The organism is Streptomyces sp. NPDC019937 (assembly GCF_040631655.1).
GTDB lineage: Bacteria > Actinomycetota > Actinomycetes > Streptomycetales > Streptomycetaceae > Streptomyces.
Genome location: NZ_JBEYAL010000069.1, coordinates 12,253 through 28,999, shown reverse-complemented (window position 1 = coordinate 28,999; position 16,747 = coordinate 12,253). Strand labels below are relative to the sequence as shown.

2 protein-coding genes (1 of these 2 cut by a window edge) are annotated in these 16,747 nt (G+C 74.1%); both read right to left on the bottom strand.

Translation table 11 applies throughout. The annotated features are described in order from the left end of the window. A partial coding sequence (locus tag ABZ562_RS38720; RefSeq protein ID WP_361489440.1) for an SDR family NAD(P)-dependent oxidoreductase occupies positions 1–8,207 on the bottom strand: 8,207 nt, incomplete at its 3' end. After that, a protein-coding gene (locus tag ABZ562_RS38715) for a type I polyketide synthase (protein WP_361489437.1) crosses the window boundary here: on the bottom strand, positions 8,204–16,747 show its end. Its footprint extends 12,114 nt past the window's final position; 8,544 of the gene's 20,658 nt are visible here — the last part of the coding sequence; its start codon lies off the right edge, out of view; its stop codon occupies positions 8,204–8,206. The genes ABZ562_RS38720 and ABZ562_RS38715, both read right to left, overlap by 4 nt.

Sequence of the window (16,747 nt, the reverse complement as noted above, 5' to 3'; positions counted from 1 at the left end):
ATCGCCCCGCCACCGGGCAGCGCCTGCATCAACCCGGCCCGCGCCGACACCAGCGCGCAGGCGTCGGCGAGGGACAGCACACCCGCCACATGCGCCGCGGCCACCTCACCGATCGAATGCCCGGCCACGAACCTCGGCACGACACCGAACGACTCCAGCAGCCGGAACAAGGCCACCTCGACCGCGAACAGCGCCGGCTGAGCACAACCCGTCGCGTTCAGCGCCTCGGCGTCCTCACCCCACATCACCTCGCGCAGCCCGGGACCGGACTCATCCAGCACCGCGTCCAACGCCCGCGCGAACACCGGGAACCGGCCGTACAACTCCCGCCCCATACCCAGCCGCTGCGCACCCTGCCCGGAGAACACCACAGCAAGCGGACCTTCGACGGCCACGCCCCGGGCAACCTCGGCCACTCCGTCCTCGGCGGCCAACAGCACCGCCCGATGGTCGAACACCGACCGGCCCGTCGCCAGCGAGAAGCCGACGTCCAGCGGCAGCCGTCCGTCCACGAAGGACCTGATCCGCCCCAACTGCGCGTCGAGCGCGGCATCACTCGTGGCCGACACCGGCCACGGCACCACGGCCGGCCTCACCGCCGGCTCCTCAACGGGCGCCACCACCGGCTCGGGACCCTGTTCGAGGATCACATGGGCATTGGTGCCACTGATCCCGAACGAAGACACCCCCGCCCGACGCGGATGGCCCGTCTCCGGCCACGCCACGTTCTCCGTCAGCAGCTCAACGGCCCCCGCCGACCAGTCCACATGGGACGACGGCTCGTCCACGTGCAACGTCCGCGGCAGCACCCCGTGCCGCATCGCCATGACCGTCTTGATCAGTCCGGCGGCGCCCGCAGCCGCCTGCCCGTGTCCGAGGTTGGACTTCACCGAGCCCAGGTACAGCGGGTGCTCCCGGTCCTGCCCGTATGTCGCCAGCAGCGCCTGCGCCTCGATCGGGTCGCCCAGGGTGGTGCCGGTGCCGTGCGCCTCCACCGCGTCCACCTCCGCCGGGTCCAGCCCGGCGCTCGCCAGGGCCTGGCGGATCACCCGCTGCTGCGAGGGGCCGTTCGGCGCGCTCAGACCGTTCGAGGCACCGTCCTGGTTCACCGCCGAGGACCGCACCACCGCGAGGATGTCGTGCCCGTTGCGCACCGCGTCGGACTGCCGTTCCACCACCAGCGTCGCCACACCCTCGGACCAGCCGGTGCCGTCCGCGGCCTCGGCGAACGCCTTGCAGCGGCCGTCCGGCGCCAGGCCGCCGACCCGGGAGAACCCCGCGAAGGTCACCGGGGTGGCCATGACCATCACCGCCCCCACGAGTGCCAGCGAGCACTCCCCGGCACGCAGGGCCTGCGTGGCCAGGTGCAGCGACACCAGCGACGACGAGCACGCCGTGTCCACCGTGACCGCCGGGCCTTCCAGCCCGAGGACGTAGGCCAGCCGACCGGATGCCACACTCCCCGACAGGCCCGTGGTCGCATGGCCTTCGACGTCCGCGGAGGACCGCATGACCAGCGTGGAGTAGTCATAGCCGCTGAGTCCGACGAACACTCCGGTCCTGCTGCCCCGCAGCGCCACCGGGTCGATGCCCGCCCGCTCGACGGCCTCCCAGGACACTTCGAGCAGCAGACGCTGCTGCGGGTCCATGGCCAGCGCCTCACGCGGGCTGATCCCGAAGAAGCCCGCGTCGAAGTCGGCCGCGCCGCGCAGGAATCCGCCCATGGCGCCGTCGCCCCCCGCGCCTCCTTCCCAGCCCCGGTCCTCGGGGAAGCCGGAGATGGCGTCGCCGCCCGACTCGACGAACCGCCACAGATCCTCCGGCGAGTCCAGCCCGCCCGGGAACCGGCAGCTCATTCCGACGATGACCATCGGGTCATCGGCCACCGCGACCGGCGGGAGCGCCGCCGGAGCGTCCGTCTCCTGGCCTTCCTCCACCAGTTCCCCCAGCAGGAACCCGGCGAGCCCGCGCGGCGTGGGGTAGTCGAAGACCAGCGTCGCGGGCAGGTGGAGCCCGGTGACCGAGGACAGCCGGTTGCGCAGCTCGATCGCGGTCAGCGAGTCGACCCCCAGCCGACGGAAGTCCTTGTCCGCGGAAACGGCCGAGCCGCCCGAGCCGGAATCCGGCGACGTGTGCCCGAGCACGCGTGCGGCTTCGTCGCGCACCAGGTCCACCAGGTGGCGCGCCCGCTCCTCGGGCCGCAGCCCGCGCAGGTGCTCGGCGAGGGCGGCCCGCGACGCTCCGCCCCCGCCGCTGGTCGCGGCGCGACGGCCGGTGCGGACCAGTCCGCGCAGCAGCGCCGGGACCGCTGCCGGCGCGGGAAGTGCTCCCCCGCCCGTGCCCCCGGTGACCGGCAGCGGGACCACCAGCGCGTCGTCGCCGGCGGTGGCGGCGTCGAACAGGGCCAGTCCGCGCGCCGTCGAGAGCAGCGGCAGGCCGAGGGCGGCAGCGCGGCGCAGGTCCTGGTTCTCCAGGCCGCTGGTCATGCCGACGCCCTGCTCCCACGCGGGCCAGGCCAGCGACACGGCGGGCAGCCCGGCGGCCCTGCGGTGGTGCGCGAGGGCGTCCAGGAAAGCGTTGCCCGCCGCGTAGTTCGCCTGCCCCGGGGCGCCCATCACACCGGCGGTCGAGGAGTACAGGACGAAGGCGGCGAGGCCGGTGTCCTTCGTCGCCTCGTGCAGATGCCAGGCCGCGTCCACCTTCGGCCGCAGTACGGTGCTGAGCCGCCGCGGGGTCAGCGAGCCGACGACGCCGTCGTCGAGCACGCCCGCCGTGTGCACCACCGCGGTCAGCGGATGTTCGCCGGGAATCGCGTCCACCAGTGCCCGTACGGCGTCCGGGTCGGCGACATCGCAGGCGACCACGGAGACCTCGGCGCCGTACGCGGTCAGTTCGGCGCGCAGGTCGTGCGCGCCGGGCGCGTCCGGCCCGCGGCGCGCGGCCAGAACCAGGTGCCGCATTCCGCGCTCGGCGACCAGGTGGCGGGCGAGTTCCCCACCCAGGCCGCCGGTGCCGCCGGTGATCAGGACGGTGCCTTCGGGGTCCCACGCGGGCGGCAGGGTCAGGACGAGCTTGCCGACGTGCCGCGCCAGGCTCATGTGGCGGAACGCGTCCGGCGCCCGCCGCACGTCCCAGGCACGTACGGGCAGCGGCTCCAGCGCGCCCGCGCCGAACAGCTCCATGAGCGCGGCGAGCATCCGCTGGATGCCGTCGGGGGCGACCCAGCCCAGGTCGAAGGCGTGATAACGCACGCCCTCCGGCACTTTGTCCGGGTCCCGTACGTCGGTCTTGCCCATCTCAAGGAACCGGCCGCCGGGGCCGAGCAATCGCAGCGACGCATCCACGAACTCACCGGACAGCGCGTTGAGTACGACGTCGATCCCGCCGTCACCCACGACGGCGGCGAAGGCCGCCTCGAAGCCGGTGGTGCGGGAGGAGGCGATGTGGTCGTCCGCGACGCCCAGTTCACGCAGGGTGTCCCATTTGCCTTCGCTCGCGGTGGCGAACACCTCCGCGCCGAGATGGCGCGCCAGCTGGATCGCCGCCATGCCGACGCCGCCCGCGCCCGCGTGCACGAGCACCTTGTCGCCCGGCCGTATCGCGGCGAGGTCCACCAGCGCGTGGTACGCCGTGAGGAACACGAGCGGGACCGAGCCGGCCGTCTCCCACGACCAGTCCTCGGGCACGGCCGTCAGCTGCCGCTCGTCCACCACGACGGTCGGGCCGAACCCACCGGACACCATGCCCAGCACCCGGTCGCCGGGCCGCAGGCCGGTCGCCTCCGGGCCGACCGCCGCGACCACGCCCGCCGCCTCGGAGCCGAACAGCCCGGCCTCGCCGGGGTACATGCCCAGGGCGTTCAGCACGTCGCGGAAGTTGATCCCGGCGGCCCGCACGGCCACCCGCACCTGGCGCCCGGTCAGCGGCTCGAGAACCTCGGGGCACTCCGTCAGGGCCAGCGCGTCGAGGCTGCCCTTCGCGTGGCTGTCCAGTCGCCACGGCCTGTTCGCCGGCGGCACCAGCCCGCCGCCCGACGCCACGCGCGCCAGCCGGCCGACCCGCAGCTGCCCGGCCCGGATCAGCGCCTGCGGCTCGTCGAGGTCCAGCAGCCCGGGCACGCCCGGCAGTACGGGGCCGGCCGCCGCCGCGTCGTCGAGGTCCACCAGCAGGAACCGGCCCGGGTTCTCCGACTGCGCGGACCGCACCAGGCCCCACACCGCCGCGGCGGCCGGGTCGGTGACGTCCTCGCCGTCCGAGGCGATCGCACCCCGTGTCACGAACACCAGGCGGGAGCGGGTGAAGCGTTCCTCGGCGAGCCAATCCTGGATCAGGCCCAGCACACGGCGCGTCAGCGCGTGCACGGCCTCGGGACCGCAGCCCCCCGCCGGCGTTACGGCGACGACCCGCGGCACCTCGGCCAACTCGGCCAACTCGGCCAGGGACGGCGCACCTTGGCGGACGGTACCCGTCGAGTCCAGCGCCGCGCCCAGTCCGAAGTCGTCCGCGCCGATCACGGCCCAGGTCCCGCCCACGGCGTCCGGGGTGGTCTGCGGGATCCAGTCCAGGCGGAACAGCGAGTCGGCCGGGTCCGGGCCCGCGGGCGTGGTGGCGGACGCGGCCGACGGCGCCCGCAGGAACAGCGAGTCCACCGAGATCACGGGCGCGCCGTGTACGTCGGCCGCGGCGACGACGACGGTGTCGGGGCCGGTCCTGAGCACCCTGGCCCGCAGCACGTCGGCGCCGGAGGCGTGCAGCGAGACCCCGGTCCACTCGAAGGGCACCAACTGCTCGCCGTCGCCGGAGTCCGCCGCGACGTGCAGCACCGAGTCCAGAAGTCCGGGGTGGATGCCGAAATCCCCGGCGTCGCGTGCGGTCCGCGGCAGGGCCACCTCGGCGAAGAGTTCGTCGCCCCGGCGCCAGGCCGCCCGCAGGCAGCGGAACGTCGCCCCGAAGTCCAGGCCGGATGCCGCGTACCGGTCGTAGAGCCCGTCGATGTCCATGGCTCTCGCGCCGGGCGGCGGCCACCGCGTGGCGTCGAATTCGGCCACCCGCTCGCCCGGGGCGAGCCGTCCGACGGCATGCAGCGTCCAGGCCGCCTCGGGCGCCTCCGCGGGGCGCGCGAAGAACCGTATTTCCCGGCGGCCCTCGTCGTCGGGTTCGCCCACCCGTGCCTGGACCTGCGTCCCGCCGTCCTCGGCCAGCGCGAGCGGTACGACCATGGTGAGTTCCTCAACCCGGTCGCAGCCCGCCTGGTCGCCGGCCCGGACGGCCAGTTCCAGGAACCCGGTGCCGGGGAAAAGGATCACGCCGCCGACCCTGTGGTCGGCGAGCCAGGGCTGTGCCGCCGGGGACAGCACACCGGTCAGCGCCAGTTCGTCCGCACCGGCCACGACCATCACCGCGCCGAGCAGCGGGTGGCCGGTGGGCTCCAGCCCCGTCCCGGACAGGTCCACGGACAGGTCGGCCCCCGAGGGCCAGAACCGCTCGTGCTGGAAGGCGTACGTCGGCAAGTCGACCCGGCGGGCCCCGGTGCCCGCGAAGAACGCCGCCCAGTCCACCGTGACCCCGCCCACATGCAGCCCTGCGACCCCGGTCACCAGCGCGGCCTCTTCACCGCGGTCCTTGCGCAGCAGGGGAAGCACCGCGGCCTTCTCCGGCACCGACTCGCGGGCCGCCGCCGAAAGCACCCCGTCGGGCCCGAGCTCCGCGAACACGTGGGCACCTGCGTCGGCCAGCGCCCGTACCCCGTCGGCGAAGCGCACGGTCTCCCGTACGTGCCGCACCCAGTACTCCGGTGAGCACAGTTCACCCGCGTCGGCCACCTGGCCGGTCAGGTTCGACACCACCGCGATCCGCGGCTCGTGGAACTCCAGCCCGGCGAGGGCCTGACGGAAGGCAGCGAGCATCGGGTCCATCAGCGGCGAGTGGAAGCCGTGCGACACCCGCAGCCGGCTGGTACGGCGGCCCCGGGCCTCCAGCCGCGCCGCGATCTCCCGTACGGCCGCCTCGTCACCGGACACGACCACCGCGGACGGCCCGTTCACCGCGGCGATCGACACCCGCTCGGTCAGCAGGGGCGTGATGTCGTCCTCGGTGGCCCGTACCGCGACCATCGCCCCGCCGGCGGGCAGGTCGTCCATGAGCCGCGCCCGCGCGTTCACCAGCGTGCACGCGTCGGTCAGCGACAGCACACCGGCGACGTGCGCGGCCGCGACCTCGCCGATCGAGTGCCCGGCGACGAAATCAGGCTGCACGCCCCACGATTCGAGCAGCCGGAACAGCGCCACCTCGATGGCGAACAGCGCGGGCTGGGCGTATCCGGTCCGGTCGAGTTCGTCGGCGTGTGCGCCCCACATGACCTCGCGCAGCGGGCGGTCCAGACCGGGATCGAGTGCGGCCTGGACGGCGTCCAGCGCCCCGGCGAACGCCGGGAACCGGTCGTACAGTTCCCGCCCCATGCCGAGCCGCTGCGCCCCCTGCCCGGAGAACAGCATGGCCAGCTTCGTGCGGTCGGGGACGGTGCCGTCCACCACGGAGGGCGCCGTGCCGTTCTCGGCCCAGGCCACCAGCCCGTCCCGGAGCGCTTCGCGGCCGTCCGCGACGACGGCCACCCGGTGTTCGAGACTCGTCCGGGACGTCGCCAGGGAGAACGCCACATCGAGCGGGCGCGGTCCGGATTCCTCGTCCAGCAGGGGGAGCGCGGCGGTGACCTGGTCCCGCAGGGCGGCCTCGGTGGCTCCGGACAGCACCCAGGGCAGCGCGGTCGGCTGCCACTCCGCCGTCGTGGAGGTCCCGGGGGCTCCGGGGGTCTCCTCGGCGGGGGTGTCCGGCGCCTGTTCCAGGATGACGTGCGCGTTGGTGCCGCTCACCCCGAACGACGACACGCCCGCGCGCCGAGGGCGGCCCGTGTCCGGCCACTCGCGCGACTCCCTCAGCAGGTCCACCGCTCCGGCGGACCACTCCACACGAGATGACGGTGTGTCGGCGTGGAGGGTCTTCGGCACGGTGCCGTGACGCATCGCCATGACCGTCTTGATCACCCCGGCGACCCCGGCCGCGGCCTGGGCGTGCCCGAGGTTCGACTTGACCGACCCCAGCAGCAGCGGCGTATCCCGTTCCTGGCCGTAGGTCTCCAGGAGGCTTTGCGCCTCGATCGGGTCGCCCAGCGGCGTGCCGGTGCCGTGCGCCTCCACCACGTCCACGTCGGCCGGGGCGAGTCCGGCGGCGGCCAGCGCCTGCCGGATGACACGCCGCTGCGCCGGGCCGTTGGGCGCGGTGAACCCGTTCGACGCGCCGTCCTGGTTGACCGCGCTGCCGCGCACCACGGCGAGCACCGGATGCCCGTTGCGCCGCGCGTCGGACAGCTTCTCCAGCACCAGCACGCCGACGCCCTCGGACCAGCCGGTGCCGTCGGCGGAGTCGGCGAACGCCTTGCACCGCCCGTCACGGGCGAGCCCGCCCTGACGGCTGAACTCGATGAGCGGCCCCGGCGTGGACATCACGTTGACCCCGCCGACGAGCGCCAGCGAGCACTCGCCGCCGCGCAGCGCCTGCGTGGCGAGGTGCAGGGCGACCAGCGAGGACGAGCACGCCGTGTCGACGGTCAGCGCGGGCCCCTCCAGCCCCAGGGTGTACGACAGCCGCCCGGACACCGCGCTCGCCGCGATCCCGGTGCCGACCTCGCCGGTCGCGTCGTCCAGCGAGCGCACCATCAGGTACGCGTAGTCCTGGCCGTTCGTGCCCATGAACACGCCGGTCCGGCTGGAGCGCAGGCGGCTGGCGTCGATGCCCGCCCGTTCGATCGCCTCCCACGAGGTCTCCAGCAGCAGCCGCTGCTGCGGATCCATCCGCAGCGCCTCACGCGGCGAGATCCCGAAGAAGCCGGGGTCGAACTCCGTGGCGCAGTCGAGGAATCCGCCCTGCCGGCTGACCTCGTTGCCGCGCTCGTCGGTCTGGCCGTCGCGCAGGGCGCCCAGGTTCCAGCCACGGTCGGTGGGAAATCCGGAGATCGCGTCGGTGCCGGCCGCCACCAGCCGCCACAGGTCCTCCGGGGAGCGCACGCCGCCGGGGTAACGGCAGCCCATGCCGACGACGGCGACCGGTTCGGTGGCCGCGGCGATCAGATGCCGGTTCTGCCGGCGGAGGCGCTCGGTCTCCTTCATCGCCGCGCGCAGTGCCTGGGCGACCTGCTCGCCGGACGTGCTCATGACTGCCTCCGTCGTTCGGGCGACTCGTCGTCGGGGGACGTGCCGTCGTCGGGTCCTCGGCGTGACTCACCGTCGGGTTGTCCTTGGAGGGCGGCTCGTACCAGGTCCTCCAGAGCCATCGCGTCGATGGACTCCTCATCCGGCTCGGCGTCCGATGCCCCGGCCCCGGCCCCGGTCCCGTCGCCCGCCAGTTGGAGCAGCGGCTCCAGCAGACCGATCTCGCGGAGTCGGCCGACCGGCACCGAGGCGAGCACCGACCGGATCTCGGCGTCCTCGGCCGATTCGGCGGCCTCGGCGGCCGGGACCCCGGCCCCGGAGCCGTCGGGCGCCAGCCGTCCGGCGATGTGCTCGGCCAGCGCCAGGGGCGTCGGGTAGTCGAACACCAGCGTCGCCGCCAGGCTCAGGCCGGTCGCGGCGCCGAGCTGGTTGCGCAGTTCGACGGCGCCGAGGGAATCCACCCCCAGGTCCCGGAACGGCCGCTCGGCGCCGACCGCGTCCGCGGTGCGGTAGCCGAGTACGTACGCGGACCGGGTACGGACCAGGTCGAGCACGGCCTCCAGGCGCCTGCCCGCGGGGAGCCTCACCAGCCGCTCCCGCAGCACGTCGCCCGCGGAGTCCGCCGGTTCGCCGCGCGCGGCCACCAGCTCCTGGTAGCCGGGCAGTTCGCGGAGCAACGCGCTCGGCCGGGCCGCGCTGTACGCCTGGGCGAACCGTTCCGGGGCGATCTCGGCGACCAGCGCGGTGGGATCCGCTTCCGTCACCAGCCGGCGCAGCGCCTCGCTCGCCAGCTCCGGGTCCATCGCGTGGACCCCCGCCCGGCGGGCCGCCTCTTCGGCCTCGGCCTTCTCCGCCGTGCCGCCACCGCCCCAGGCACCCCAGGCGATCGAGGTCGCGGGCAGGCCATGCGCCCGCCGCCGCTCGGCCAGGGCGTCCAGCACGGCGTTCGCCGCCGCGTAGTTCGCCTGACCGGGGTTGCCCACGACGGCGGACGCGGAGGAGAACAGCGCGAACACCGACAGGTCCGCCCCGCGTGTCAGCTCATCGAGCAGGAACGCGGAGGTGACCTTGGACCGGAACACGGTCCCGAACCGCTCCGGGGTCAACCGGTCGAGCACGCCGTCGTCCACCACACCGGCGGTGTGCACCACACCGGTCAGGGGGTGTTCGGCCGGAACGCCCTCCAGCAGCGCGGTCAGCTGCGCCCGGTCGGCGACATCGCACGCGGCGACGGTGACCCGTGTCCCGAGCGCGGCCAGCTCCTCGCACAACGCGCCGATTCCCGGCGCCTGGGAGCCCCGTCGCCCGACGAGCAGCAGATGCGGCGCACCCGCGCGGGCGAGACACCGGGCGACCTGTCCGCCGAGCGCACCGGTGCCACCGGTGATCAGGACCGTTCCGGTCGGCTCCCAGGCCCCCGTGCCGGCAGGCGCGGCGCCGTGCGGGTCGGGCCGTTCCGTGGACCGGTCGGCGGGGGACGGGATCAGCCGTCGGCCGAATACCGCGCTCTTGCGGACCGCTACCTGATCCTCGCCGTCCCATCCGGCCAGCACGGCGGCGAATCCCGCGGCGGCCCGCTCGTCGAGTTCGCCCGGGAGGTCGATCAGACCACCCCAGCGGTCCGGGTACTCCAGCGCGACGACCCGGCCCAGGCCCCAGACGGCCGCCTGCACCGGCCCGATCACCGCATCCGAGCGCCCGACCGACACCGCACCGCGCGTCACGCACCACAGCGGGGCGGTGATCCCGGCGTCGCTCAGCGCTTGCACGAGCGTGGCGGTGCCGACCGTGCCGGACGGGGCACCGGTGCCGGAATCCGCTTCGTCCAGTGCCAGCAGGGAGAGCACTCCGGCGTGGGCACCGGAATGGGCGTCGGCGTGGTCGCGGAGGCGGGCCGCCAGCTTCTGGCGGTCGTACGCCGTGACCGGCACGCGCACCACATCGGTGCCCAGCGCGTCCAGGGCCGCGGTGACCCACGGGTCGTCGGCGTACGCGGCGGGGAGGACGGCGAGCCACGTCCCCGTCGGGGTGCCGGCGGGAGCACCGGAGACCGGCTTCCAGACGATGCGGTGGCGCCAGCCGTCCAGCGTGGACTCCTCCTGGCGCTGCCTGCGCCAGTCCAGCAGCGCGGGCAGCACCCGCGACAGCGCGTCGTCCTCGACGTTCAGCGCCGCTCCGAGCGAGGCGAAGTCCGCGCCCTCGACGGCGGACCAGAAGGCGTCGTCCGCCTGGCCTGCCCCGTCCTGTTCGCTCGTACGGGTCGCGGGCGCGGGCATGGCGTCCGGCCAGAACCGTTCGTGCTGGAAGGCATAGGTCGGCAGGTCGACCTGCCGCGCGGTGCCCGCGAAGTACGACTGCCAGTCGACGGTGACACCGCGCAGCCGCAGTCGGGCCAGGGCCGCCGCGACGGACGCCTGCTCCGGCCGCTCCGGGTGCAGCGTCGGAACGGCGGCAGCGTCATCGGGCAGGGTGGCGCGGGCCATGCCCAGCAGTACGTTGCCCGGGCCGAGTTCCAGGAGCGCCGTGACCTCGCGGTCCGCCAGGGCTTGGACGCCGTCGGCGAAGCGGACCGTCTCCCGGACGTGCCGGACCCAGTACTCCGGCGAGCACAGCTCACCGGCGGTGGCCAGCGTGCCGGTCAGGTTCGACACCACCGCCACCCGCGGCTCACCGAACTCCAGCTCCCCGGCCACCCGACGGAACTCCTCCAGCATCGGATCCATCAACGGCGAATGGAACGCGTGCGAGACACGCAAACGACTCGTCCTGCGCCCCTCACCCTCGAACCGGGCCACCACCGCCAGGACGGCACCCTCCTCACCGGACACCACCACCGACCCCGGACCGTTCACCGCCGCCACCGACACCCCACCGGTCAGCAAAGGCGCCACCTCATCCTCGGCCGCCTCAACCGCCACCATCGCCCCGCCAACCGGCAACTCATCCATCAACCGCGCCCGAGCCGCCACCAGACGACAGGCATCCTCCAGCGAGAACACCCCCGCCACATACGCCGCCGCCACCTCACCGATCGAATGCCCGGCCACATAATCCGGCACCACACCCCACGACTCCACCAGCCGGAACAACGCCACCTCCACCGCGAACAACGCGGGCTGCGCAAACCCGGTCCGATCCAGCACCCCCGGCTCCCCGCCCCACATCACCTCCCGCAGTGAGGGATCGAACCGCGCCAGTACGGCATCCAGCGCCTCCGCGAACACCGGGAAACGCCCGTACAACTCCCGCCCCATACCCAGCCGCTGACTCCCCTGCCCGGAGAACAGGAACGCCAGCTTCCCGGGGCGTGGCGCGTCCGCGCGGAGGATGTGCGGGCCGTCTTCGCCGTCGGCGAGGGCGGCCAGTGCGGCCAGCAGTTCGCTTCGGTCGGTGGCCAGCAGCGCGGCCCGGTGCTCGAACAGCGAGCGGGTGGTGGCCAGCGAGTACGCCACGTCGGCGAACTCGAGCCCGGGCCGCGCGTCGGCGTGGGCGAACAGGCGTCGTGCCTGCGCCCGCAAGGCGTCCGGCGTCCTGGCGGACAACAGGACCGGAACGGTCTCACCGTCGACGGGAGACGGTCGCGCGGGTTCCTCGGTCGGCGGTGCCTGCTCCAGGATCACGTGCGCGTTCGTCCCGCTGGCGCCGAACGAGGAGATGCCCACCCGGCGCGGGCGGCCGGAGTCCGGCCACTGGGCCGGTTCGGTCAGCAGCCGGATCGCACCGGCGCTCCAGTCCACATGGGACGAAGGCGTGTCCGCGTGCAGGGTCTTCGGCAGCAGGCCGTGCCGCATCGCCTGCACCATCTTGATCACCCCCGCCGCGCCCGAGGCGGCCTGGGTGTGCCCGATGTTGGACTTCAGGGAGCCGAGCAGCAGCGGACGCGTCCGGTCCTGCCCGTAGGTCGCCAGCAGGGCCTGTGCCTCGATCGGATCGCCCAGCGTGGTGCCCGTGCCGTGCGCCTCCACCGCGTCGATGTCGGCGGGCGAGAGTCCGGCGCCGGCCAGCGCGCGCTGGATCACCCGCTGCTGCGACGGCCCGTTCGGCGCGGTGAGGCCGTTGGAGGCACCATCCTGGTTGATCGCCGAGCCGCGGAGTACGGCGAGCACGGGGTGACCGCTGCGGCGCGCGTCCGAGAGGCGTTCGATCACCAGCATGCCCACGCCCTCGGCCCAGCCCGTACCGTCGGCGTCCTCGGAGAACGCCTTGCAGCGGCCGTCCGGTGAGAGCGCGCCCTGTGCGCTGAACTCCACGAAACCGACTGGGGTCGCCATCACGGTCACGCCGCCGGCCAAGGCCACCGAGCACTCCCCCGACCGCAGCGCCTGCGCGGCCAGGTGGAGGGCGACCAGCGACGACGAGCAGGCGGTGTCCACCGAGACGGTGGGACCCTGGAGCCCGAAGGTGTACGCCAGCCTGCCGGAGAGGAGACTCGCCGACTGCGCGGTCTCCCACCGGCCGAGGTGCTCGGGCAGGCGGTAGTCACCGCTGCCGCCGCCGACGAACGCTCCGGCGTCGGTCCCGCGCAGCGCGGTCGGGTCGATCCCCGCCCGCTCCAGGGCTTCCCAGGCAGCTTCGAGTACGAGGCGCTGCTGCGGGTCCATCACCAGGGCCTCATGCGGAGAGATCCCGAAGAAGCCGGGGTCGAAGTCGGCCGCGTCGTGCAGGAAGCCGCCGCTGCGGGTGACGCTTCCGCCGTGGCCTCCCGGGCCTCCGTTCACAAGGGCGTCGAAGTCCCAGCCTCGGTCCACCGGCATGTCGCCGACGGCGTCGGTGCCGGCCATGACGAGTTCCCAGAGGTCTTCCGGCGACCGCACCCCGCCGGGGAAGCGGCAGCTCATACCGACGATCGCGATCGGGTCGTCGGCCGTACGGGCGGACGGCGCCGGGGCGGCCGGGCCGGTCCGCTCGCCGAGCAGGGCGGTCAGCAGGTGGTCGGCCAGTTCGTTCGGGGTCGGGAAGTCGAATACGGCGGTGGCGGGCACGCTCAGTCCGGTCGCCCTGGTGAGCTGGTCGCGCAGGTCGACGGCGGTCAGGGAGTCGAACCCGAGGTCCCGGAAGGGCAGATCGGCCTCGACGGCTCCGGCGTCGGTGTGCCCCAGCACCAGGGCGCTCTTCTCCCTCACCACGGCGAGCAGTTCGCCGAATCGCTCGGTTTCGGGCAGGCCGAGCAGCCTGTCCCGAAGCTCGGTCGCCGCGGGTCCCTCGGTGCCCGCGATCCCTGCGATGCCGGCGGTCTCGCCGTCCCGTAGCGCGGCGTCGAGCGCCGCGCGGGCCTCCGGCAGGCCGTCCAGCAGCGCGCTGGGCCGAGCCGCGGTGAAGGCGGGCGCGAAGCTGTCCCACTCCACGTCGGCCACGGTCAGCGATGCCTCGCCACTCGCGACCGCACGGCCGAGGGCCGCGAGCGCCACCTCCGTGTCCAGCACGGGCAGCCCGCTCGCCCGGAGGTGGCCGGTCATCGACCGCTCGGTGACCTCCGCCCACGCGCCCCACGCGACGCACAGCGCGGCCATGCCACGGTCGCGGCGCCGCTGCGCCACGGCTTCCAGAACGGCCCCCGTGGCCGCCTCGGCGCCTCGGCCTCGTGCCCCCCACACTCCGGCGACCGAGCTGAACAGGACGAACGCGTCCAGGTCCCGGTCGGCGAGCAGGTCGTCGAGGTTCGTCACCCCGGCGAGCGCTTCGGAGAGCGTGGCGCCGACGAGCTCCTCGGCATGCACGACGGCGGTCAGCTCACCGGCCGGGAGGACGTCGAGTACGGCCTCCAGCTCGTCACGATCGGCGGTGTGGCAGGCCAGTACGGTGACCGGGGTTCCCCACTCGGCCGCGAGATCCGCGTCCGTCAGGCCGGCTGTGTCGCGCCCGATGAGGACGAGATGCCCGGCGCCTTCCCGGGCCAGCCAGCGGGCGACCCGGACGCCCATCGGTCCGGTGCCGACGACGAGCGCGGTTCCGGACGGGGTCCAGCTCCCGTCGGGCGCCGTGGCCCGGACGAGGCGCCGCGCGAACACCCCGGAGGGCCGCACCGCGAGCTCGTCCTCCGGGGCGGGCAGCGGACGAGGTCCACCGGAGGCGTGGCCGAGCAGCGCGGCGAACCGCGCATCCGGCGCCTCGGCCAAGTCGATCACGCCACCCCACCGTTCGGGCCGCTCGAGCGCGGCCACCCGCCCCGCACCCCACACCGCCGCCTGGCGGGCGTCATCGACACGGTCACCGGGTCCCGTCTTCACGGCGCCCCGCGTGACGCACCACAGCGGCGCGGTGATCCCGGCCTCCGCCAGGGCCTCCAGCAGCTCCAGCGGACCAGGTTCGGACGAAAGCAGCGAGACCACACCGGTGAAGTCCGTACGGTCGGCGTCGGACACCCGGTGGACCACGCGGACGGCCTCGGCATCCGGCGCGTCACCACCCAGGGCATCGACGGCGGCGGAAGCCCAGGGGTCGCCCGCCTCCGCGAGCACGAGCCACCGACCCGGCCGCTCGGCGACCACGTCCGGCACCGGCACCGGCACCGGCACCGGCACCCAGCTCACCCGATATTGCCGGGCATCCGCGACGGCGGCCGCGCGCCTGCGGCGGTTCCACGACGAGAGCGCCGACAGTGCCGGGGCCATCGCGCTCGCCGCGTCGCCGTCGAGGCCCAGCGTCGCGGCCAGTGCCTCCGGGTCCTCGCTCTCCACCGCCGACCAGAACTCGGCGTCGACCGGGTCGGCCGACGCGCTCGGCGTCGCCGGTTCGGGCCAGAAATGCCGACGCTGGAAGGCGTACGTCGGCAGGCTGACGCATCCCGCACCCGTCCCGGCGAAGAAGGCGCGCCAGTCGATGGAAGTGCCGTGCACATGCAGCCGGGACAACGCGGTCACCAGCGCGGTTTCCTCACCGTGGTCGCGGCGCAGCACCGGCACCGCCAGCGCGCCTTCGACCAGCTGCCCCGTCGCGGCGGACAGCTGCCCGTCGGGGCCGAGTTCGACGTACGCGCCCACGCCCGCGTCGCGCAGGGCCTGGACGCCGTCGGCGAAGCGGACCGTCTCCCGGACGTGCCGGACCCAGTACTCCGGCGAGCACAGCTCACCGGCGGTGGCCAGCGTGCCGGTCAGGTTCGACACCACCGCCACCCGCGGCTCACCGAACTCCAGCTCCCCGGCCACCCGACGGAACTCCTCCAGCATCGGATCCATCAACGGCGAATGGAACGCGTGCGAGACACGCAAACGGCTCGTCCTGCGCCCCTCACCCTCGAACCGGGCCACGACCGCCAGGACGGCACCCTCCTCACCGGACACCACCACCGACCCCGGACCGTTCACCGCCGCCACCGACACCCCATCGGTCAGCAAAGGCGCCACCTCGTCCTCGGCCGCCTCGACCGCCACCATCGCCCCGCCAACCGGCAACTCATCCATCAACCGCGCCCGAGCCGCCACCAGACGACAGGCATCCTCCAGCGAGAACACCCCCGCCACATGCGCCGCCGCGACCTCACCGATCGAATGCCCGGCCACATAATCCGGCACCACACCCCACGACTCGACCAGCCGGAACAGCGCCACCTCCACCGCGAACAACGCGGGCTGCGCGAACCCGGTCCGATCCAGCACCTCCGGCTCCCCGCCCCACATCACCTCCCGCAGTGAGGGATCGAACCGCGCCAGTACGGCATCCAGCGCCTCCGCGAACACCGGGAAACGCCCGTACAACTCCCGCCCCATACCCAGCCGCTGACTCCCCTGCCCCGAGAACAGGAACGCGACCGGTCCGCGTGCGCCGCGTGCCACGCCGCGCGCGACCTCCGTCGCCCCGTCCTCGGTGGCGAGCAGCACCGCGCGGTGCGCGAAGGCGGAGCGGGCCGTTGCCAGCGAGTAGGCCACGTCGACGGCGGGCAGCTCGGGGTGGTGCTCGGTGAAGGACGTGAGCCGCGTGAGCTGCGCGCGCAGCGCCTCCGCCGTCTTGCCGGAGACGAGCCACGGCACTACCGCGGGTACGGTCCGGGCGGGCTCGGTTTCCGGTCGCCGCCTGTCCGCCGGCGCCTGTTCGATGATGACGTGGGCGTTCGTGCCGCTCATGCCGAACGCCGACACGCCCGCCCGGCGCGGCCCGCCGGTCTCGGGCCAGGCGGCGGGCCGGCTGAGCAGCGCGAGTTCACCGGAGGCCCAGGCGATGTGCGGTGACGGGGCGTCCGCGTGCAGGGTTTTGGGCAGCGTGCCCCGTTGCATCGCCAGGACCATCTTGATCACACCCGCGACACCGGCCGCGGCCTGGGTGTGACCGAGGTTCGACTTGACCGTGCCCAGGTGCAGCGGGCGCTCGCGGTCCTGGCCGTAGGTCGCCAGCAGCGCCTGCGCCTCGATCGGATCGCCCAGCGTGGTGCCCGTGCCGTGCGCCTCCACCGCGTCGATGTCGGTGTACGCCAGCCCCGCGTCGGCCAGCGCCTGCCGGATGACGCGCTGCTGGGAGGGGCCGTTGGGGGCGGTGAGGCCGTTGGACGCGCCGTCCTGGTTGACGGCGGTACCGCGCACGATGCCGCGGACCTCGTGCCCGTTGCGCAT